Here is a 21,879-nt window from a genome sequence, read left to right on the forward strand (position 1 = left end):
TCGGACCAGGGCTGCACGTTCACTAGATCGAATAGAATCGGTTGCCGCTGTTGACATCGGTGGCACGCACCGTACCGTCGGTTCCGGCGACCGTTGCGATCACGTTCTTCAGGCTCTGCACGGTGGCGTTGTACTCGTTGAGCTGGCGCCCGAGGGTGTCGGAAACGGCCTGGTAGCCGGTCGCGCCGGCACCGGCGAACTCCTGCAGTAGCTGAACCTTCAGGGACTGGATGTGCTGCAGGTTCTCCTCCATCCGAGTGATGATCGACTGGAGGGTCAAACCCTGCGTATCGACGGCGGCGAAATCGAATTTCATTGGCTATCAGTCTTTCTCGCGGTGTTGAGGGATGGATTCACCAGGAGGCGGTGTCGACCTTGGTGGTGCCGGTCCACTGCCCGGCATCGACGGCGCCGTCCGCGCCGCGCACGGCGTTGACCCGTGCCGCGCCCTCGAGATCCTCGAAATCGATCTTCACGCCGGTGGCGCCGAGTTCGTTGATGATCTGCTGCAGCGTGCCGCCCAGGGTCTTGCCCTTGTTCCATGCGTTGCTCAGCGTGTTGTTGATCGCCATCCCGGTGTTCGGGCTGACCACGGATGCTTGCAATTCGGTGTTGACCGCCGCCAATCCCTGCAGGGCGCTTTCCAATTCGCCGAGGCATACGGCGGTCTGGTTCGCGGAGCTCTGCAACCGTGAGGGATCACCGGTATAGGTGATGGCCATCTCGCGTTCCTTTCGAAATTCGACTCAATGTCGGCCCCGGCGCTGTGCCGGGGACGTTCGGGGCCGGCCGCTCACGAGGCCGGGCGGTCGCCGGGCCGTTCGGGCAGCCCGGCCGCCAGCAATTGCTCCGAGGCCGATTCCGGCTGCCCGTCGACCTCGGTGTACTCGATGACACCGATGGCGGGGGGTTGTTCCAACACCGGCACTTCCTGCTGCTCGCCGGACGCGAAAGCCTTGCCGGGCTTGCGGTCCTGCTCTTCGCGGCGGCGGCGCAGCTGCGCCCGGGGCGCGCTGACACCGGCGGGCGCGGGCCGCTGGGGCGCCGCGGGCAGCATGGGGCTTCCGAGTCCCGCGCCGAACGCCCGGACGCCCATCGGGTTCCACGATGCCGGGAGCCGAAAGCCGGTGCCCGCGCCCGGCATCGCACCGAGGCCGCCTCGGGTCAGCGCGAGCGCCACCGCGCTGCCCGCGCCGCCGTTGAGACCGGCCAGGGTCGGCGATTCGGGCGAGGTGCCCCAGAAGCCCGGCTGCTCGGGGGTGCTGCCGGGAAGCGATTCCGGGCCTCCCAGTCCGTCCACACCGGGCGGTAGCGACTGCGGCACATCGGAAATCGGCTGGACCGGGTCCGGTGTCACCGGCCCCGGATCCGCGCCGGGCAGGTCGGGTTCTGCCGGGCCGGGACGACCCGGCAGCGATTCGCCCGGGGGCGGACCCGGATCCGTGCCCCTGCCCGGCCCTGGATCCGCACCGGGTGTGCGGTCACCCACCGGGCGCGTATCCCGATCCGAACCGGGGTGGCCGCCGCCGAGGTCCGGCCGCGACGAGTCGTCGCCCGGCCCGCTCCCGGGAGTGAGATCGCGCCTGGGCGATGGGATCGACGGCCCATTCCCCGCGCCACCGCTGGTGATCTCCGGCGGAATCGCCGGTGCGGGCAGGGCGGCAAGCGCCCCGGTCGCGGCGGCGTGGTACGTGCTCATCGTGTTCGCGGCGAGCATCCACATGGCGTAGTAGACGGCTTCGTTCATGGCGATGAGCGGCGTGTTCTGCCCCATGCCATTGCCGGCCACCAGGACCGCGGTGGCGGCCCGGTTAGCCAGAATCGTCGCTGTCGAGGGCATCACGCTGCGCGCGAGGGCGTTCGCGTCGGCGATGACGGTGGCCTGCGCCGAGGCTTGCGCGGCTACCTGCGCCTGCGCCCGCAACCAGTTGGCATGATTGCGGAACGCCCGCTCCGCCCGCTCCGCGGCCGGTCCGCCCCAGGTCGCGGTCATCTGACTCATGGAACCGTCCGAGGCCGCGGCCGCACCGGTCAGCGCGGCGGCCACCTTCGCGTAGTCGGCCGCCGCGGCCCAGAGCGGAAACGGCCCGGGGCCGTTGTTCAGCAGCGCCGAATTCACTTCCGGTGGCAGCGCGAAATAGAAAGGGATCATGAATCCACTCCGCCCCTCTTTGACCGGTAGTCGCGCTCAGATCAGGGTGAGGCCGCGCGCCGAGACATCGCCGCCGCCTGCGATATCAGCGGCGCGATAGTCGATTCCCACCGGCACGAGCGTCTGCGAGCCCGAAGCCAGATACGACATCCCGAGGCCTGTGACCTCGGAGAAGTCTTCGTGATACACCGCCATGGCGGTGGCGACCATCGCACTCGCGGCGTCAGCGCCCGCGGGCACCGGCTTACCCCCCGGCATGGTGGCGACAGCCGAGGTGAGAGTCGCCAGCACGGCTCCCAGCTGACCGCTGATCACCGGAAGATCCTCGGGAAGAACTCTGACCGTCATGGTGGCTCCTTAGGACTACGCCGACTCGTTCCGGCGATATGCGAACCACGCTATTTCATTCCCACCATTGGGAATGGCGGGCGGATAACGCGCCCGCGCGCATTTGCGCCGGTGCGTCAGACCGGTTCCGAAGCGGATGCCGCCTGTACCAGATCGCGCCGAGAATGGAGCGGTTCCACGAAGATTCCGCGGCCCACCGGTTGTTTGGCGGGTTTCACATCGCCGATGAGAATTCCGTCCAGCCGCGAACCGTCCATCACGAGCCCGGAGGAATTCAAATTTTTGATCTGCCCGAGCACGTTGTCGTACATCGCGGTGTCGGCTTGCGCGATGCTGCGGGCCACGACGACGTGCAGGCCGGTGTCCCGGCCGTCGACGATGATGTCCTTCAACGGCTCGAGCGGATTCGGCTGTCCGCGCTGAGCGACCATGTGATAGTCGTCCACCACGACGAAGATCTCCGGGCCGCTCCACCACGACCGTTCCTTCAACTGCTGCGAGGTGACACCGTCCGGTGGCCGCCGGCCGCGCATCTTGGCCGCGAACGGTGGGAGACCCTCGATCAGGTCGCGCTCACTGGTCAGATATCCGATGAGCTGCTCATCCGGTAGCGCGTCCATGTGCTGACGCCGGTAGTCCACCAGCAGTACCCGCGCCTGATCCGGGGTGAATTGTCGCCGAATGGATTCCAGCAGTGCCGCGAGCACCGTCGATTTCCCGCACCCGGACGAGCCGAGCACCACCATATGGGTGGATACGCCGAAGTCGATGGCGGCCGGACCGAGATCGGATTCGCGCACGCCGAACGGCACCACCAGTCGCTGGGCGGCGTTCGCCGGGGCGGGACGGCTCGCGAGGATCTCGTCCAGCGTGATGTGCGACGGCAGCAGCCGGACCTCGGGCGCGCGCCGGCCCGGATAGTCCTGAACCAGTGTCTCGATCGCCGAAGCCAATCCCGCCGCTACGGATTCCGCGTCCCCGACGCCGTCGATGCGCGGGAGCGCGGTGAGCATGTGCAGTCCGTCGCCGGAGATGCAGCGCCCCGGCCGATTCGCGGGGATGGCGGCCACGGTGTGCCGGTGTGACATGAACACGGTGTCGGTGAGATCGCCGAGCCGCATCTCCAGGCGGGTCTGTAGCAGATCCTTGATGGCGGGCCGGATGGCGGCCCAGCGCGAGCTGCTGAGCACCAGATGGACGCCGTAGTTGAGGCCCTGCAGCGCGATCGACTCCACGACGGACAGGTACTCGTCGAAATACGGTCCGCTGGGCGCGAATCCGATGTCCCAGCCGTCGATGACGAGGAACACGTCCCCGTGCACGTCGCCGTGCGCGGAGAGCACGGCCGACTCCGACGGGACGGTGCGCCGGCGGCGGAACTCCCGCATGGCGTCGATGCCGAGTTCGGCGAAAAGCGACTGCCTACCGGCGATCAGGTTGGTGATGAGCGCGAAGGTGCGCCGGACCCGATCGCCGTCCCGGGCGGAGGCGATCGAGCCGACGTGCGGCAGCGCGCGTAGGCCGGACAGGCCGCCGGAGAAGTCCAGGCAGTAGAACTGCGCCTGTTCCGGGGTATGGCTGAGGGCGGCGGCCAGGATGAGGGTCTGCAGCGCCGTCGATTTGCCGGACTGCGGACCACCGACGACGGCCACGTGCCCACCAGCTCCGGACAGGTCCACCGTCCATACGTCCTGGCGCTGCTGGCGCGGCTTGTCCACGAGTGCCCAGGGCAGCACCAAAGCGCCCGGGTCGACCAGGGCCGCGAACCGGTCCAAGGTCGGGGGAACACCCAACGGCGGCAGCCACATTCGGTGTGCGGCCGGCCCGTTCCCGGCCAGCTGTTGCAGCACGGTCTCCATGACCGTCACCGGCTCGACATCGGAGGATTCGGGTTCGACCGGAACGGGTTCCGGCTCCTCGGTCCGGTGACGCGGCTCGGCGATCGGCGCCGCGGTGAACAATTGCGGCGGCCGATAGTCGCCGGCGGCGCGGCGGGCGCGCTGGGCGCCCGGGGCGGCGGCCTGCGGGGGCGGTGCGTAGGCGGCCCCGACATAGGCGGCCTGGAACCGCTGCAGATCACCCGAGCCCACGCGCAGATAGCCCGCGCCGGGCTTCTTCGGCAGGTGGTAGGCATCGGCGGTACCGATGGCGTCGCGCGAGTCGCTGGTTTGGTTGGTGCGCAACGCGATTCGGTACGACAGGTGTGCCTCCAGCTCGCCCATGCGATTGGCGGGGACCTTCTGCGAAGCCAACAGCAGGTGGATGCGCAACGATCGGCCGAGCCGGCCGATCGCCACGAACAGCTTGGCGAAGTTCGGGTGCTGCTCCAGCAGTTCGGCGAACTCGTCGAGCACGATCAGCAGGGTCGGCAGCGGCTCGAGCTGTGCGCCCTGTTCCCGCGCCCGCTCGTAGTCGGCCACACTGGCGAAATTGCCCGCGTCGCGCAGAATGCGCTGCCGCCGGGCCATTTCACCGTTGATCACGTCTTCCATGCGGGTGACCAGATCCGCTTCCTCCTCCATGTTGGTCACCACCGCGGTCACATGGGACAAACGATCGAACCCGAGGAAGGTCGCGCCACCCTTGAAGTCGACCAGCAACAGGTTCAGCGCCTCGGGTGCGTGCGTGGCCACCGACGAGAGGACAAGGGTGCGCAGGAATTCCGACTTTCCCGATCCGGTCGCCCCGATGCACATGCCGTGCGGGCCCATACCCTCCTCGGCGGGTTCCTTGATGTCGAGATGCACGACCCCGCCGGCGGGGTCGTAGCCGAAGGGGATGTTGAGCCGAGACCGGTCCGCATCGCGCCGGGCTACCCAATAGCGCTCGACACGAATCTCGCCCGGATCCGCGATCCCGACCATCTCCTCCCACGACGTACCGCCACCGGCCTGTTCCGCCGCGACGGCTTCGACCACGGTGGAGAGCCGGAAGGGCGACAGCGCGCGGGCGAGCGCGGTGACGGCCGGAACCGACATGTCGTCCGCGACTCCGACCCGCCGCGAGCCGCGCGCGGTCACCTCGTTCAGTACCCGATCAGCGGCCACCGTGAAACGCAACGCCCGGGGCAGCGACTGTTCCACCGTGCCCAGGCGCAGCCAGGTGCACCCGTCGATACCCGAGATATCCCGTTCGACGATGGCGCCGCCCGCCAGGACGAGGAGAACGAAGTGGGTGCGCTCCGCCGAAGGCTGGCTGTTGGCGGAGAAGGGACCGCGGTTGAGCCCGCTCAGCACCTTCGCGCGCAACTCCGCCACGCTGCGGTACACCATGCGGCTCGGGCCGATGCCGTCGGTCTCGCTCGGATGCTGGGTGTGCGGAAGCCATTTCAGCCAAGCCCACTCCGGGGCATCGGGATCGGGCAGTACGGCCGCCACCGACACTTGATCCGGGCCGTGCAGCACCGCCGCCTCCGCGAGCAGCGCCCGCACCACCCCCGCTACGGCGGCGGCGTCGCCGTCGAAGCCGACCTCGGGCGCGGAGAGCAGATTGATCGCGACCGGCATGCCGCCGACCGTGGAGTACGCCTTGGCGAACCGTGTCACCTCGACCACGCCGACCGGATCCAGATCGGCCAACGGCGCGGCTTCGGGCACGATCACCCGAACCTGGTTGGCGATTCGGCCCCGGCCCACCCGCGCCCGCAGGAACTGCGGTCCCGATGCCTGCACCTCCCACATGCGCGGACCGCCGACCAGCCTGCCGATCTCGGCCGGACCCGGGTGAATGTAGTGGAGGTACGCGTGCAGCTCCGCTTCGGATCCGAGCACGGTCCTGCGGTTGTCCGCCACGCTGCGCAGGTAGTCCTTGCGCTCTTCGTTGACCGAGGCCGCGCTGCCGTTGTTGTTGCCGCTGAGCGCGCCGCCCATCATGCCGAACATCGAGACCAGCATCATCATCGGGAAGAACAGCGCGGTCGGGTTGAGGCCGCCCCCGCCACGGAACATCATGACCATCATTCCGGCCATGCCCGCCACCATCACCACCGGCAGAATCATCCGAAGACGCGAGGGCGGAACGGGTTTGGGCAGTTCGGTCGGCGGCTGCAGGCGCAGCTCGGTGACCGCCGGCGCCTTCGGGCCGCGGACCGTGCGGGCGGGACGAACGAAGCGGCGCGTACTGGTCACGGTTGTCCTCCGGGCAGTGCGGCCGCGGCCTTGTCGGCCGCGATGCCGTCGTGCTGGACGCGGGCATCACGCTGGGACAGCACCGGGCCGACCGCGTACAGCGACACGATGCTCCACGGAGCGGGCAGGGGATCACGCAGTGCGAGCGCGGTCAGCGTCGGGTCGGAACCGTTCGCAGGCTCGGCCTCGATGCCGTAGCGCACCCCGCTGTCGGAGATCCAGAACAGGGCCTCGCGCAACGGCGAGGCCGGATTCGAACCGGTCACCCGGATGAATCGGCCGGTGTCGCGGGGCAGGTAGGCGGCGTCCGCGGTGGCGCCGTGCGAACCGGCGGCGGTGACCAGCGGGACGGTTTGCCGCTGTGCCGCGTCGGTGAGCGGCAATTGTCTGCCGACGAGTAGGCCGGTGACCGCGGTCGGGTCGTCACCGGCACGGGACCATCGAAAGCAGGTGACGCCGTGCCTGTCCGGCGGAACGACGCGCACCGGAGCCGGGGGGTAGCTCGCGGTTCCCGGCCAATCTCCGGGGTGCAGGTTGGCGGCGATGACGTCCGGGCCGACGGGGGTGGTCGACAGCGCTCCGTGCGAATCCGCGTTGCGCAGCATGGCCGCGAGCAACGCGCTGATCCGCACGAGGCCGGCCTGCGAAACGAGGTAGTGGGCGGACTCACGGTCCACCGTGAGCACCGAGCCGACCGGTACGGTCAGTCCGGAGGACAGCGTGACGGTCCGTCCGGCATCCGGCACCTCGGGAACACGGATCGGCGGAACTTCGGGTATCGCGGCCAGCAGACCTTTGGAGGCGGGTAGCACCGGCGCGGCCGGATCGACGCCCAGCGCCAGCGTTACCGGCGCGGCCCCGAGATCGATACTCGCCCGGACGATTCCGCTGTTCTGATCGCTGTACACCAGCCATGTGCGATCACCTTCGCGCAGCAGGCGTGCCTCGTCGGACCCGAGCGCGCGCACGGCGTCATCGTCGACGGTCAGCGCGCCGCCGATCACGGTGGTGTACACCGGGGAACTGCTGGTGGTCGGCAAACCGGTGCGCTGATCCACCGGGGCCCCAGTGCCGATCCGCACCGTGTCGCATACCGCCCACGACGAATCTCGACCGCCCGGGTTGACGATGCTGCCGGGCGCGCCCGCGATGCCCACCAGCGGTCCCCGCGGGTATTTGGCCAGTTCGTCCCGGGATACCTGCACGGGATTCGCCGCGGAACCGACGATGAGCCGCGCCGAGGTGAGGTTCAACGCCGGATGCAGGCGCTCACCGACCCGGACGAACAGTGCGCCGCTCTCCCGATCGGCGATGATGCGCGAATCGTTGACGCGCTTGGCGGGTTTGAGGAACGACATCACCGCCGCGCCGGCGAGGATCACGCAGGCGAGCGTGACACCGATGGCCAGCGCGGTGGCCCGACCGCGCTGCGGGTCGTCGATCATCGACGCGTCCCGCCGCACCAGCGCGTGCTCGATGCGCCGGAACAGGAATCGCCATCCGGATATCTGGTGCTTGGTCACCACGCGGAAGCGCGCCACCGTCATCGTTCCTTACTGCTCGTGCGCCGTCAGAACCGCTCGTGCGCCGTCAGTGCGCTCCGGCCGGCGCCAATCCCTCCAGCGCGGCGGTGATGTCGGCCTCCGAGATGGTCATGAGTTCTTCATCGGTCATGGCGGCGACGTCGACGTTCTCGCGGGTGAAGCGGTAGTCGCGTTCGGCTTCGGCGGCCTCGACCACATTGCGCACGAAGCGCCCGTTGCCGGCCAGGTCGATGCGGCGGCGGCCGTTGTGCGTCTGGCCCGACAACTGCTCACACCGATCGAGCAGAGCCTCGCGCGCGTGATGCGACAGGATCGAATCCTTCTTGTGCGCGATGTGTTCGGCGATCTGCACGAGTTCGGCGGCGGCGTAACTGGCGAACCGGATGCGTTTGGTGAACCGTGAGGCGAGACCGTCGTTGGAGGCGAGGAAGCGGTCGATCTGGTCCTCGTAGCCGGCGATGATCACCACCAGCTTGTCGCGATCGTTCTCCATACGCGCCAGCAGGGTATCGACGGCCTCCTTGCCGAAGGCGTCCCCGCCGGAGAGTCCCTCCTGGATGAGGGTGTACGCCTCGTCGATGAAAAGCACTCCGCCCAGGGCGGAATCGATGAGCGCGTTGGTCTTGGGTGCGGTGTGCCCGAGGTGCGTGCCGACCATGTCGTTGCGCGAGACCTCCACGACGTCGGCGTTCTCCACCACGCCGAGTCCCGCGAAGATCTTCGCGATGACCCGCGCGATGGTGGTCTTCCCCGTGCCCGGCGGCCCGGAGAAGATCAGATGATGGGATCGTGAATCCACCGACAGGCCGCGGCGGGCGCGCACCTGATCCATGAGTACGCCGGACTTGAGCCGGTCCACCTGTTCCTTCACCGAATCCATGCCGATCTGCGCGAGCAGCAGCTCCGACGCCTCGGCGAGCAGTGCCTCGCGTTCGGACCGTGCGGCCGTGGCCGCCGCCTCGGCCGGATCGTCCCCGGTGCTCGGGTCCCAGCGATCGGTACGGGTCGCGACGACCTCGGCGGTGGTGAGTTCGAGACGGAAGTTCCGGTCGGCCACCGCCCGCTGCCAGCGCGGGCGCTGCTGCCACAGCGCCGAGCCCTGCAGCCCTTTGAGCACTCGATCGGCAGCCTCGTTGTCGCCGTTGTGCCGCAGCACCATTCCCAGCAGGAAATGCGCGTCCGCCCAGATATAGGAAAGATTGCCCGCGGAGCTGTCCTCCACGATCCGCTGTGCGCGCGGCAGCGCCTCGCCGAACCGGCCCAGGTGCGCCAGCGCCTCGGCGGCCATGAGCTCGCACGCGATGTCCAGCAGCCCGTCATCGAGAACCGGTTCGGCGGTGCGGGATTCGATCACCTCCGGCCAGCGGGCGGTGCGGAAGTACAGCGACATCCGCACGAACGCGGCCACGTCGTCGGCGGGTACCTGATCGAGGATGGCCGCTGCCTCCTCCCATTCGCCGCCCTCGGCGTACTGGCAGGCCTGCGCCAGGGCGATCTGGTCCCGGTCCGCCATCGCCGCCCGCAGGCCGTACATGCCGATGTCGACCTGACACCACAGGGAGCGATCGGTCAGACCCGCGCGCTGCTGATCCCGGTAGAGGTTGTGCACCGATCGATAGGCCCCGTAGATCACCTCCGGGGTGATGTCACCGGCCATCGCCCGGCCCAACCAGGCATCGCACATATCCGGATCGAGGTCGGTGGCCGCCCGGAACGCCGCCAGCGCATGCTGCTCGTTGCGTACTCCCCCGGCAACCAAACCGAGACTCTGAACCCCTGTGTAGAACGCGTCCTCGGCCGCTGACAACTCGGATTTCCTTCCGCCGATCTCGGTCTGGTCGAAGGGTAGACGCGCGCGGTGCGGGCCTACTTCCCATGCCTGGGAAGGGTTCCCGCGCACCGATTCCCACTGGTGGGAATTGCGCCGACGCCGCCCGGACGGGCGAATATGCCACTATTCATTGCGTCGTTAACCAACGGCACATTGATCGGGAGGTGGTCCCCTCATCCCACCTCTACGATCAGCGGACGATCACCGCGATCCGGTGAACGGCCGCGGCCGGAACCGGGCCGCCGCCCCTCACGTGCGGCCTCTTCCCGGGGCAGCCGGTGGTACCGGACACCACCGGCTGCGCCCGTCGAACCCGATCACGGCACTGTCAACCGGTTTCCGGCCACCGTCGGCGCCGGCGGACGCCGCACGGCCAGAAAACCGGCCAGCCACAAGAAACTCGGCGGGCCCGCCGCGATACCGATACATCGCCGGTCTCGATCCCGGACCTCTACGCGGATTTCGGTGTGCCAACCGAAGGGCATGAGGTGCACCCGCCTACCGGCCTTCGTCAACCGCTGAGCGATGGCGGTCACCGAGTCCAGGGCATCGGCCAATTCGGCAAGTACGTCACGGCACGGCCAGTCGCTCTCCGTACGCGGCGGCGGCCGGAAATCCCCGTTGATCACGATCTGCGCCGCGTCGGCGCGTGCCGCCAGATCAAGGATGGTGCGCGTTGCCGCCCCGACGATCGCAGGATCCGCCCCCCGCTGGAGCGCGATCGACACCGTAATGCAGTCGGTGAACGAATTCGCCACGCCGATCAGCGCGGCATCGATATCGACTGCGCACGCGGCCGGCGCCGTCACCGTGTATTCGAATGCGCGGCAACGACTGCTGGTGATCTCCATACTGCTGATCCTCCTTTGAGCGTGTGAGGAGCCTAAGACAGACCGGTCGCCCGATCCGAGTGTCTGAAACGACATTTTCGGTACTGTTTGCGACATGGACGTCGTCGTGTTGGCCACCGAGGAGGTGGGAGATCTCGGACTCTCCGCAGTGCTCGAGGTCTTCAAAACCGCTAATTGCTTTCTGGACGAAGTGAATTCGAGTCTAGCTCCATGGCGAGTGCGGATCGTGTCACTCGGCGACGAGATACGCACCGGTAACGGGAATCGAATGTCCACCATCCCGCTTTCCGAACTTGCCGAACGTCCGGATCTGGTGATCGTGGCCGCCGTGGGGGCGCTACAACCGAACGATGTACTGGCTCGCGTTACCGCCCCGCCCAATAGGTATGCACTCGAATACATCTCGAAGGCACACGCGGACGGTATTCCGCTCGCGGCGGCCTGCACCGGCACCTATTTTCTGGCCGAAGCCGGTGTCCTGGACGGACTGCGAGCCACCACCAGCTGGTGGCTGGCCGCGGACTTCCGGCGCCGCTACCCGAGAGTGGATCTCGCCGTATCGGAAACCCTGTGCGACGACGGGCACGTGACAACGGTCGGCGCGGTCGTGGCGCACTTGGATATGGCGCTGGCGCTCGTGACCAGACGCAGTCCGGAAGTAGCGCAACTAACCGGGCGCTACCTGCTGGCCGGCGACAGGCGGACCCAGAATCGGGCCGCCATCCCCGAGGTGCTCGCCCGGGGCGACTCCTTGACCGCCGCGTTCGAGCGCTGGGTCCGCGAACACCTGGCCGACCAGTTCCGGATCACCGACGCCGCCCGCGAACTCGGCCTCACCGCCCGCGGTCTGCAACGCGCCGCGCAAGCCGAATTGGGGATGTCACCAAGGGATTTCGTCGACGAGATCCGTCTGGAGGAAGCAACCCACCTGCTGCACAGCACGACGCTCACCGTGGACGCGATCGCCGGCCGGGTCGGCTACCTCAACGCCGGCACCCTGCGCACCCTGTTCCGCCGGAAGCGCGGGCAAACGATCGCCGAGGTCCGAGCCTCCTCCCTGTATTGGGGCTGCGCCGTGTGATGAGGCACCGGACCGGCGACCCGTTCGGGGGCGGGTCAGCGCACGTATTCCCCGCAGTGGGAAGCGCACACCGTCGCCCGGCGCGGCCGTAGGGTCGAATAGCGGCGAGCGTGGGCGGGGCCCCGGACCTGTCGGGGCTCACTGACGAGAGGCGGCAGATGGATGGCTTTCCGACCGTGGTCGCGATCTACGATGTCGGCCGGGAGACACCGTGCAAGGTGGCCGAATTTCGGTTGACGCCCGCAGGCAACGCGGAACTCGTCATGACCGGCTCCATCGGTTGCCGCGTCGCGGAACAATGGTACGAGCGCGGAATCATAGGCCACGACAGGTCCGGCAGAATCAGACCGAACGAGGGATCGCGTTTCCTGCACGCCGTGCTGGGACTGCCCGGGATGAGCTACTACCGTCTGGTGGACGAGAGCCCGCGCGACAAGCGATGAGCGGCAGTCTGACCCCGGCACTGCGTCAGATCACCGAGAGCATCTCCCGCACCTTGCGTTTGGGAACACGAGCGGTGGCCGAAGCGTACACGGAGCGGGGCAAGAGCATTCAGGCCTCGGCGCGAGCAGTCGCGCATGCCGAGCAACGTGGCGCGGCTGCGATCGGCGATGAGGCCCGCACGGTACGCCAGGCTCACCCTCTGCGCGCGTCCGCGCGGGATTGGGGCTATCGCAGCAGCGCCGCCGAGTCGGCCATGGCCGCGCGAAGGCTCACCACCCCGGTCGAGTTCAGCGACGACATGTTCGAAATCGTCCTCGACAGTGTGACGGACGTTCGCAAGATCCGATCGGACGATGGCGAGCTCAACATCTACAAGCCGATTCGCGGCGAGGCCTATCATCCGATTCTTCCCTTCCCGCACACCCCAGGTTCCTTGACCAACAGGGAGATCGCCGCTTATCGAGTGGATGAGATCTTGGGGTTCGGCCGAGTGCCGCCTACTGCACGCACCCCGGGTCTCATTGGTCCGGACGGCCGACCGGAAGGACCGGGAATGATTCAACAGTTCGTCGAGTCAACCGACGCGAGAGAGGTTTCGGATTACCCGCTCGTCCAGCAACAGCAGGTAGCCGTCCTCGACTACGTGATCGGCGCGATGGACCGGCATCCCGGAAACTACCGCACCGTAGAACATGGCGATCGAATCGATGTCGTCGCCATCGACCACGGGTGGTCGTTCCCGATCAACGCGCGCCCGCTCGAAGCCCGCATGAAATCCGATTTCATCGCCGCGCAGCGGGGAACGACACTGGAACCTCAGGTTCTGGAGGCGGTGCGCGACGCGGACCTCGGCCGGTTGCGCCCCGCGCTCGGGGACGCCGGACTGCCTCCCAACGCCATCGACGGCGCGCTGGCCAGACTCGGCGCGGTGCGGACGCAGGAACGGATACCCGCCGACGTCCGGTTCTACTGACGATCGAGCGCCGCACGAGGCGATGGTGCGGCGCTCGATCGTCATGCTCGACCAACCGGCGCAGGGCTCGCCGAGTCCCCCGGGCCACGATGGATGGCACGGTCGTCGCCGAGAACGGGCGCAGGCGGTCCCGCGTCGGGAGCGAACACCGTCGGCGGTCTGCCGTGCTGGGGAACAGGTTTGGACCACGGTGTCCCCGGGTTCGACCGGATGTCCACCGGGGCGGCGGTCATCGCGGGTGGGTCTCCGGAGTCGCCGAGCGCTGTCCGGGAGTTCGCCCGACCGCCGGCTCTGGCGTGCCACGGGCTCTTCCGGGTACCGGTGCCGGAGCGCGTGGACGGACCCGAACCGTGCTGTCGTGCGGGATGTTCCGGCGCACCACGCAATGACTGGGCGCCGGGGCCGGCTCGCTCCCGCGGCGTCGGCGAGCCGGCGCCATCAGGTGGCGGTGCGACCATGGGTACCGCTCCGAGTTCAGCGGCTGACAGTGTGGGTCCGGTCGTCCCGGGAAGAGGCGGCGCGAAAGACGCTCCAGACGAAGGTCTTTCGGGGACAGCGGACGAGACTGCCCCATCGCCGTGCGCAGCAGTCGCGAGCACGGCGTTGGCCGGCGCGGTCGCGGGCGAACTCGCTACGGCCGGGTCACCCCACGCCGATGGGACCGCCGGCCCGGGCGACGCGGACGGCGCGCCCGCGCGCGGCACAGCTCCGAGCTCACCGTCTACGACAGGCTCGCGGGTCGCGCTCGGCCCGGCCGCCGACATGACCGGCAGATCGGCAGGGGGATCCGAGCTGGGAACGGCCGGCGGGAGCGCGCGCGAAACGAGCGCCTCCGGCGTCGAGGGCAATGGTCGCGCACCGGCCCCTCGGTCCGGCGGATCCCCCTGCCGTGGAACATCTTCCGCCGCTCCAAGGGGCACGCTACTTCCGGTACCGGTGCGGACGAGCACGCGATCGTTCGCGGCCGGGTCGCTGAGCGCCGGCGAGGGCGCGGCGCGCTGCACCGCCACCGACGGCGGGAAATCGGCGGAGACGTAAGGAGTTCGACTCGGCGACGCCGCGGGCACGACCGGCGGATACGAGCCGGAAGCCTCCCCCGGATATCGAGCGCCACCGGTGGTGAAGTCCAGCTCGCCCACCTTGTTCGCGAAATCGGACGCGTGCGCCAGGATGTCGTCCGCGAATCCGTTCAGCATATCCGCGTACCGCGAGACCTCGTCGGGCTCGATACTCAGCGGCTGTACCGACGCGCCGTCCTCCGGCACATCGAGCAGGTCGGTCACGGCACGATAGGTCACTCGGTTGATCATGTCCGCCACGACCTGCTCCAGCGGCTCGATCGCCTTGCCCAGTACCTCGGCTGCCAGATAGGCGAGCAGCACCTGCTCCATGACCCCCACCAGCTTGCGCGCGGCCACCGTAACCGCCTGGGTCAGCGCCGCCGCCAGACCCGAGGTCGCGATCGTCGCCGCCAGAGAACTCCCGTACACCGCTGCCAGCGCGGCCAATTCGGCGAGAACCGCCGCCTTGACCACGGTGATGAGCGTCGCTGCGGCGTGCAGCGCCCGCGCGACCACCTCGCAGGTCCGGTCGAGTTCGGCCATATGGGTGTTGCTCATCCGGCCCCAGGCCGCGACCAACTGCCGGTACGAGTAGCCGGAGTAGACCGATCCCATGTCGTTGATCGCACCGGTCGCCGACTCGTGCGTCTGCCGCACACGGCCCGCGAACTCCCGCATCTGCTGAGCCAATTCGCGGACCTGGTCCTCGTCGACGTCGGGATACGGCACCCCGGCGAAATTGAGAAACAGGACGACTTCGCTCGGTATCTCGATGGCCATGGACGTTCTCCCCCATCGTCTTCCGGCTCAGAGCACCCGCACGACCACGGCGTTGCTCGGCATCCGGGACCATTTCACGGAGGAGCCCGGCAGCGGAGCCTCGATCACCATGCCGTTGCCCGCCGCCAACTGCACGTGCTCGGGACCGCGCCCGCTGAACGAGCCCGCCGGAAACACCAGGTCCCCGGGGCGCACGTCCTGCACCGGCACGCGCACCCCGCTGTACATCTGCTCGTAAGTGGTGCGCGGCAACACCACCGCGCCGCCCGAGGCCTGCGCGATCGCGTACTGCGTCAGGCCGGAGCAATCGAAGCCGCCCCTGCTCGGTCCCCCCGAGCCGCCGCCGCCCCAGACATAGGGTGCGCCGACCCAGCCGCTGGCAGCGCGCACGGCGTTGCCCCCGGCGGTGCCGTCCGAGTACACGCGGTTGCGGCGGCGGACGCGCCGGGTCCGCCGCCGCCGCGTCGACACCGTGCGGCGGGAAGTGGTCGACAGCGGCGGGGCGGGGGGCGCGATACGAGCCGCGAGCCCGCGGGCGGCGGCCGTGTCCGCGTCGATCTGTTTGGTGGCCTGTGAGATAGCGCTCTGCGCCGCGTTCAGCAGCGCGGGACCGCTGAACCGCGTGTCGGACACCGCGACGATCGCCCGGACCCGTGCGTGCAGATCGGCGATCTGATCGTTCAGCCGGTTCCTGCCGACGGCGGTATTGCCGCCCGAGTCCGCCACAGCCTGAACGACCACGCCGTCTCTGCGCGCGTGTGCCTCCGCGACCGCCAATTGCATCCCGCGCGCGCTGCCGTAGTGGTTCGCCATCGGCGTGCTCATTCCCGCGGGCTGCTCGGTGACCGAGCGCGCGGCCGTGATGGGCGCGGCGTCCGGCAGTCCGGCTCCGTACAGCCCCAGCAGCGAATCCATGACTCCCCGCAGATCCTCGTTCAGGATCGTCCCCATCGGCAGCACCGCCCTCACGTCACCACGATCTCGGCCCGGACCGCGCCTGCTCTGCCGCCCAGCCGATTCCGGGTATCGCACCGGCCGCGCGCTCTTCGACTATGCCCGACCGGCGACGGCGTGCGTGTTCCCAGAACGGGGAAGACCCGACAATGGATCCGAATTCAGCAGGGAGGCGGTACCGACACCATGACCACCGAAGTGGCCTCGGCCCGGATCGTTCCGCCGCGACCGCCCGACGCATCGAAGCCGCCGCCTTGTCCGCCCGAGCCACCGAAGCCGCCCGAGCCACCGAAACCACCGAAGCCACCCACGCCGCCGGGCGTCGGCAAGCACTACTGGACCGTGCCGCCGCTGCACTGCCCGCCCGGCGCGTCGGCGGCGCTGCGGATATTCATCGCCATGGTCGACACCGCGATACAGACCGCGGTCGACCTGCTCGGCCGCGGCTCGACGGTGCCGCCACCCCGGATGGACGATCTGCTGACCGACACCGTCTACCGCGCCCTCGGCAGCGGACATGCCAGCGATGCGTACGAGCGCGCGGTAACGGCCGTGCGCGCCCGGCAGAGCGCGCTGCTGAGCATGGACGGCCAGGTGATACGGGTCTCCACGGTGATGGCGGCGGAGAAGGACCAGACACTTATCGCCATCAAACGTGTGGTCGCGGAGCTCAATACGACACTGCGCGCGGTCGGGCCGCGAAAGCTGAAGTCCAGCGACGAGATCCAGCTCATGCACAAGATCGCCGACGCGCTCGAGTCGGTGTACGCCATGGTCGGCAGGGTCGCCATGGACAACGCCCGCATGGCGGGGGGATCCGGACCCGGTGGGTCGGACAAACCCGGCCCGGGCAACGGCGGCACCGGTCCCGGTCCAGGTGGTCCGGGGACTCGGCCGGGCGGCCCCGGGACCGGCGGCGGATCCGGATCGGGCGGTGGTTCCGGCGGCGGATCCGGATCGGGCGACATCATGAGCATCCTGGGGCCCTTGCTGGGCATACTGCCGGCGGTCGGGATACCGCTGTTGTTCAAGCTGCCGGAGTTGCTGCCGCAGAACGAGGACGGCAAGAAAGACGACCGCGAACAGCAGGATCGATCCGTACAGGCGGCACCTGCCGCGGGTGAACCGGAGCAGCCCGTGGCGGTCCAGCCACCGCCGAACGCCGACGCGCCGCCACCCCCGGTGGCGAGTGCGGAGTACAAGCCCGAACCCGCGCCGGCTGTCCGCCCTGTGGACGCCTGAACCTCTGCTCCGACCGGAGCATCGCTGCGAGCGCCCGTCACACCGGACCGCGATAGCGATCGGCGCGGCTCGATCCGCTGTCAGACCGTGGACAGCGGATCGCGGGAAGCGGGCTCGCCCCCCACATCCGCCCCGGTCGGGTGGAAGTAGCCCCGGAAGTCGCCTTCGGAGCTGAGCGGTATCAGCTTGCCGTTCACGATCATTCGCGGGCCGTCGTTCAGCACGACGACCAGCGCCGAGCGATCGGCCCAGCGGATGACGTCACCGGTGCGCAACTGGGCGTCCCCGACCGGAGCCCATCTGCTGTTCGCGGATTCCTCGCCGGGTGTCCCCTGATAGGCGGCGAGGGCATCGCTTCCATTGGGGTTGTTCAGTTCTCGCTGCACCGCCTGCGCGACCACCGAGGAGACGCGCTGGTTGGTGCCATCCAACGGCAGGTCGACCATCGTCTTGCCGTTCACCGGCGGCGGCGAACCGGCATCGGTCACGGGTGCGGTGACCGGCGGCGGGTCGGTCGTCGGCACCTGTTCCGGACCACCCGGCGACGCGGGCACCGGCTGATTCGGATCACCCTCGGACACTTCACGATCCTCGGCGTCATCATCACGTTCGGAGTCGGTCTCACGCTGCTTCAGCGATTCCATCAACGTCGGCAACATGGTGGCCAACATCATCACCGGCCCGAGCAAGCCCGAGAGCATGTTGCCGCCGCCACCGACTCCGCCGCCGTTCGCCGCACCCGCGGTGCTCCCTCCGCCACCGGTCCGGGGCCCGCCGAGTCCGACCTGCTCGTTACGCGCCTCGGGCTGAGCCCGGGGCCGGTCGGCCGTGTTGATGCCCGGCGCCGGGGCGGTCGAATACGCCGAGCTCTCGATCCGCGCGATAGCCGCGTCGATCGCTTTGACGACGTCGGAGTCGGTCTTGACCGGGACGTCGGAGCCGGCCTTCCCGCCGTCGGAGGGGCCGCCCAACAGGTCCTTGTACAGGTCGCGGTAGTCGGTAGGGCCCGGGGCGCTGCGCGGCGGCTGATCCGGGTTCACGGGCGCGGGGGTCCGGGGGTCCGATGGAGCGGGACCCGGGGTGCTCGGTGGCGGCCCGGGTGGGCGCTGCCGCGTCGGCCCGTCGGCGTCGCCGCGCTCGCGCGGTGCGGGCGGATCGATCTGCTTGCGCGCCCGTTCGGCATCGGCGATCACCCGCCGGAAAACCTTGCTCACCCCATCCACACACTCGAACAGCGCACCCATGACGTATTCGACGGCAGGCCTGCTCATTTCGGCCTTGACCAACCCGCCCTGACCATCCCGCTCACCGCTGTACTCGAAATCACCGGGATCGGCGCGAACAGCCGCGGGCGCGTCCTTTCCGAGTTGCGGTAGACGCAGGATGTCCTTCAGATCCTCGATCAGGTTCTTGATCTCGCCGAGGGCCCGCGCGGTCTGTTCGGCCACCTGCCCGGCGGTGACGTTCACATCGACATCGTTCCCGCGCAATGCCTTCTTGACCGTCCCGAAGGCATCGAGCTTGGAGCTGTAGGCATCGACCATTTCTCCCGTGTTGCGGGTGTCGGCGAGTCCGGCGTTGCTCAGCAGTTTCCGGAAGTCGGGTATCTCGGCTGCCTTGCCCACTCCCATGAGATCCACGACGTCCTGGAGCCAGAGCTGTGCGCTCTCGAGGGCGGTGCGCAACACCGGCGGCGAGCCCAAGGGCGGGTTCAACTGGACGAGATAGAGATGTTTGACGGTATCCGCCGGCGCGAGGGTCGCCAGGATCGTCTTGCCGTCCTTGCCGATCACGACGAGACTGCCGTCGTCGTTGAGCCGCAGACTGCCGGCGTTCTTCAGACCGGCCTGCGTCGACCACTTGGTCAGCGCCTGATAGTGGGCGTCGGCCTGCACATCGAGCGAGCCGTCCGCTCCCATGGTCGCCCACAGCACTTTTCCGTTGGCGTCGCTGGTGCCGGACTCCCACAGCGTCCTGCCGTCGGGGCCGCTCAGTACCAGATTGCCGTTGGTCAACCCGAGCGAGTACAGGTCGTTGTCCGAGGTCAACCGGAAGCCCGTGCCCAGGGTATCGCCGACCGCCAGCGAATTGCCCAGGTCGGTGTCCACCGGAACGGCGGCGGCCGGCGGGGCAGCCGGAACGGGAGCACCGGTGGTGGGGCCGGGAGCCGAAGTCGGTGCGGAAGTGGCGGGTTCGGCCGTCCGCGGCGCGGTCGGCGCGGGGGCCGTCGTGGGCGGCGCGGTCGGAGCGGGTGGTCCGTGCTTGGTATCGGATGTCGCGGTCGGTGCGGGCGCGGTGGCCGGCACCCGCCAGCCCGGCGGATACTCCGGCAGCAGCCCGTTGGAACGCGGCGGCCAGACGGTCGGGGGCGGGGACGTGGTCGGGCCGGACGCCGGAGCGCCGTCGGAGGTCATGCGATCGACCGACCTCGACTCGCCCGCACGATGACACGGATTCGCACGCTGTCTCCAGTTCTACTGCCGGTCACGAGCGTTCGGGCGTGGCCGTGGGAACGGCGCCGGACGGTGCGACCGTCACGCCCGGGGGCGGCCCGGACACCACCGGCGGCGACACCGCGCCCTGGGGCGTGTTCGCGGGGGCCATCTGTTCGAGAGTGGTCCCGGACACGGCCGCCGGGAGCACCGCGAACCGAGGGTGCCCGGCGATCTGTTCGTGTGCGTACACGCTGTCCCGCAGGCTCTGCCGGGTGGGCTCCTCGGCGAGCAGCAACGCCAACTCGTTGCAGCGCCGTTCGAACACCATGGCGCGCAACACTTCTGGTCCGTCGTCGACTCGCAACCCACCGAGATCGACGCGACCGACATCGACTCGGCGTGACAGCATGGACGCCGCGAGGAGATCGTCGGCATCACGCAGGTCGGACCACAGTCGCCGGGGCACCGGCTGCCCGGACCGGACGGCCTGCAGTATTCGGTCGCGCAGCACGCGCGCCGCTGCAGCCTCCGGCGGGGCGACGCCCGCGCGCGCGACCTGCGCGTGGGCCTGCACGGCGAGTTCCACACGATGTCCTCGGATCGAGGAATCCGGCACCGCCGCGGCCCTTTCCAAGGCCGGGATCGAAGCCGCGACGCCGAGCCGGTCGGCGGTGTCGGGTGTATGCACGCGCAGATCCACGTCATATGCCGGTCCCACGAGATCGGCCATCGCGACATCGGGCAGCGCGGCCCGCAGACTCGCGTCGATCGACCCGGACGATGCCAGCGCGGACAGGGCGGCATCGGCCCTGGGGCCCCAGGCCAGGCCGAACTCGGCCAGGATGCGCGCCGGATCGGATACGCCCTCCCACGGTGACGCGCCGTCGCCGCCGAGCAATTCGTCCCACAGCCACGGGGTCGAGACCTCGCGTGGCAGGTACAGCCCCGGAGCCAGCCAGCCACGGCCCTCGTTCGAGGTGATGAACACCCCGATGCCGCCGGGGCCACGCATGACCGATACCGCCCATGCGAGACCGACCGCCGGGGTGTCCACCGCCGCCAGCACCGCGGCCAACAGGGTCCGTGCCAGCAGCAGATCCTCGTCGACGACGGCGTTGACCACATGGGCGGTCCCCGCGTCCCGGTCCCGGGCGGCGGCAACCGCGGCGGCGAACGGCGACAGCATCGGCATCACGGGCACGGCGCCCGTGTTCGTCGCCGGCTCGCCCGGCATCGCGGACGCGGCTGCCGCGCCGGGCAATGGGGTTCCTATCGCAGGCGGAGCATCGTGGACACTCGGCGCCGCAACGGACGCGGGCAGGCCTCCCTCGACCCCGAGCGGCGCGGTTCGCGGCGCACCACCACCGGGCATATCGACGCCCGGCGCGGCGGGCCCGCCCGCCACCAGCGGCATACCCGGCGTCACCGGCATGCCCGGCGCTCCGGGGCTCACCGGCATGCCCGGTTCCACCGGGACGCCCGGAACCGGCGCGGCGGGCGGCGCACCCGGCACAGCCGGAGATTCGGGCGTACCGCCCGGGCCGGTGATCACCGGCGGAGCTTCCGCCGGCCCGCCGCCGCCGATCGGCACCGGGACGCGCTCGTCGCCGCCGGTGATCGGTTCGGGCGCACCGGGATTCGCCGGCAGGGGCGCCGGAGCGACCGGCCGGTCCCCCGTTCCGGAGCCCGGGCCGAAGGGGTCCGCCGATCGTTCGAGGGCGATCCGGCCATCCAGATCGGTGTTCTCGAGATCGAGCGCGGCCTGCCGCAACGCGTTCGCGGTGTTGGTGTGCTGGTCGGCCAGCGCGTATCCGGTGCGCTCGCGTGCCCCGTAGTAGTTGTACAGCGCCTTCTCCACCGGGTGGGCGACCTTGCCGTAGGTATGCGGGAAGGCGCGCAGCCAGTCGTGCGGCGGTTCGGCCCACGCCCTGATGTCCGCCGCGACCTGATCGTGCTGGTTCGCGAGCCGACGCAGCTCCGCGGGTTCGATGTCCACACCGTCCGGCATAGTGAACCGATCTCCTTCCACCCTCCGTTGCGCCAATTGTCGAGCCTT

The 21,879-nt window shown here is 69.3% G+C and carries 16 protein-coding genes; 4 read left to right on the top strand and 12 right to left on the bottom strand.

Features of this window, described 5'->3' with window-relative positions; translation table 11 throughout:
- Positions 1 to 22 precede the first annotated feature (22 nt).
- The 8 genes from ACWDOP_RS14970 to ACWDOP_RS15005 form a co-directional block, all read right to left on the bottom strand.
- Positions 23 to 253: a hypothetical protein gene (locus tag ACWDOP_RS14970; protein ID WP_456345526.1), complete on the bottom strand. Its 231-nt coding sequence runs from the start codon at positions 251 to 253 to the stop codon at positions 23 to 25.
- A 100-nt stretch (positions 254 to 353) separates the two neighbouring features.
- On the bottom strand, positions 354 to 722 hold the full coding sequence (locus tag ACWDOP_RS14975) for a hypothetical protein (protein WP_456345527.1): 369 nt from the start codon (positions 720 to 722) through the stop codon (positions 354 to 356).
- A 71-nt stretch (positions 723 to 793) separates the two neighbouring features.
- On the bottom strand, positions 794 to 2,152 hold the full coding sequence (locus ACWDOP_RS14980; RefSeq protein ID WP_456345528.1) for a PPE domain-containing protein: 1,359 nt from the start codon (positions 2,150 to 2,152) through the stop codon (positions 794 to 796).
- A gap of 36 nt (positions 2,153 to 2,188) precedes the next feature.
- A complete protein-coding gene (locus ACWDOP_RS14985; protein ID WP_456345529.1) occupies positions 2,189 to 2,500 on the bottom strand; it encodes a PE domain-containing protein in 312 nt (103 codons plus the stop codon).
- A gap of 116 nt (positions 2,501 to 2,616) precedes the next feature.
- Positions 2,617 to 6,627, bottom strand: a complete 4,011-nt coding sequence (eccCa, locus tag ACWDOP_RS14990) for a type VII secretion protein EccCa (protein WP_456345530.1) — start codon at positions 6,625 to 6,627, stop codon at positions 2,617 to 2,619.
- Positions 6,624 to 8,174 (bottom strand): type VII secretion protein EccB, encoded by a 1,551-nt coding sequence (eccB, locus tag ACWDOP_RS14995; protein ID WP_456345531.1) that lies wholly within the window; start codon positions 8,172 to 8,174, stop codon positions 6,624 to 6,626. The genes eccCa and eccB overlap by 4 nt, the downstream gene beginning before the upstream one ends.
- A 43-nt stretch (positions 8,175 to 8,217) precedes the next feature.
- Positions 8,218 to 9,930: a type VII secretion AAA-ATPase EccA gene (eccA, locus tag ACWDOP_RS15000; protein ID WP_456345532.1), complete on the bottom strand. Its 1,713-nt coding sequence runs from the start codon at positions 9,928 to 9,930 to the stop codon at positions 8,218 to 8,220.
- A 389-nt stretch (positions 9,931 to 10,319) separates the two neighbouring features.
- On the bottom strand, positions 10,320 to 10,853 hold the full coding sequence (locus tag ACWDOP_RS15005) for a hypothetical protein (protein ID WP_456345533.1): 534 nt from the start codon (positions 10,851 to 10,853) through the stop codon (positions 10,320 to 10,322).
- 94 nt (positions 10,854 to 10,947) lie between these two features.
- On the opposite strand from ACWDOP_RS15005, the gene ACWDOP_RS15010 reads away from it, so the two are divergent.
- From ACWDOP_RS15010 to ACWDOP_RS15020, 3 genes are all read left to right on the top strand, one after another.
- Positions 10,948 to 11,934, top strand: a complete 987-nt coding sequence (locus tag ACWDOP_RS15010) for a GlxA family transcriptional regulator (protein WP_456345534.1) — start codon at positions 10,948 to 10,950, stop codon at positions 11,932 to 11,934.
- Positions 11,935 to 12,092: 158 nt separating this feature from the next.
- The gene (locus tag ACWDOP_RS15015; RefSeq protein WP_456345535.1) at positions 12,093 to 12,377 is read left to right on the top strand and encodes a hypothetical protein; all 285 of its coding nucleotides are present in this window, start codon (positions 12,093 to 12,095) and stop codon (positions 12,375 to 12,377) included.
- Positions 12,374 to 13,351: a hypothetical protein gene (locus tag ACWDOP_RS15020; RefSeq protein WP_456345536.1), complete on the top strand. Its 978-nt coding sequence runs from the start codon at positions 12,374 to 12,376 to the stop codon at positions 13,349 to 13,351. Before ACWDOP_RS15015 ends, ACWDOP_RS15020 begins: the two co-directional genes overlap by 4 nt.
- Positions 13,352 to 13,392: 41 nt before the next feature.
- On the opposite strand, the gene ACWDOP_RS15025 is transcribed toward ACWDOP_RS15020, so the two are convergent.
- Together ACWDOP_RS15025 and ACWDOP_RS15030 are read right to left on the bottom strand one after the other, a co-directional pair.
- A complete protein-coding gene (locus ACWDOP_RS15025; RefSeq protein WP_456345537.1) occupies positions 13,393 to 15,192 on the bottom strand; it encodes a WXG100-like domain-containing protein in 1,800 nt (599 codons plus the stop codon).
- Positions 15,193 to 15,219: 27 nt separating this feature from the next.
- On the bottom strand, positions 15,220 to 16,161 hold the full coding sequence (locus ACWDOP_RS15030; RefSeq protein ID WP_456345538.1) for a C40 family peptidase: 942 nt from the start codon (positions 16,159 to 16,161) through the stop codon (positions 15,220 to 15,222).
- A 171-nt stretch (positions 16,162 to 16,332) separates the two neighbouring features.
- Here ACWDOP_RS15030 and ACWDOP_RS15035 point away from each other — a divergent pair, with 171 nt between their 5' ends.
- Positions 16,333 to 17,388, top strand: coding sequence for a hypothetical protein (locus ACWDOP_RS15035; protein ID WP_456345539.1), 1,056 nt, complete (start codon positions 16,333 to 16,335; stop codon positions 17,386 to 17,388).
- 80 nt (positions 17,389 to 17,468) lie between these two features.
- Here ACWDOP_RS15035 and ACWDOP_RS15040 read toward each other — a convergent pair whose 3' ends face one another.
- Both ACWDOP_RS15040 and ACWDOP_RS15045 read right to left on the bottom strand, forming a co-directional pair.
- A complete protein-coding gene (locus ACWDOP_RS15040; RefSeq protein ID WP_456345540.1) occupies positions 17,469 to 19,802 on the bottom strand; it encodes a hypothetical protein in 2,334 nt (777 codons plus the stop codon).
- 70 nt (positions 19,803 to 19,872) lie between these two features.
- Positions 19,873 to 21,831: a type VII secretion target gene (locus tag ACWDOP_RS15045; protein WP_456345541.1), complete on the bottom strand. Its 1,959-nt coding sequence runs from the start codon at positions 21,829 to 21,831 to the stop codon at positions 19,873 to 19,875.
- Positions 21,832 to 21,879: the final 48 nt, after the last annotated feature.

This window comes from Nocardia sp. NPDC003693 (genome assembly GCF_053981095.1).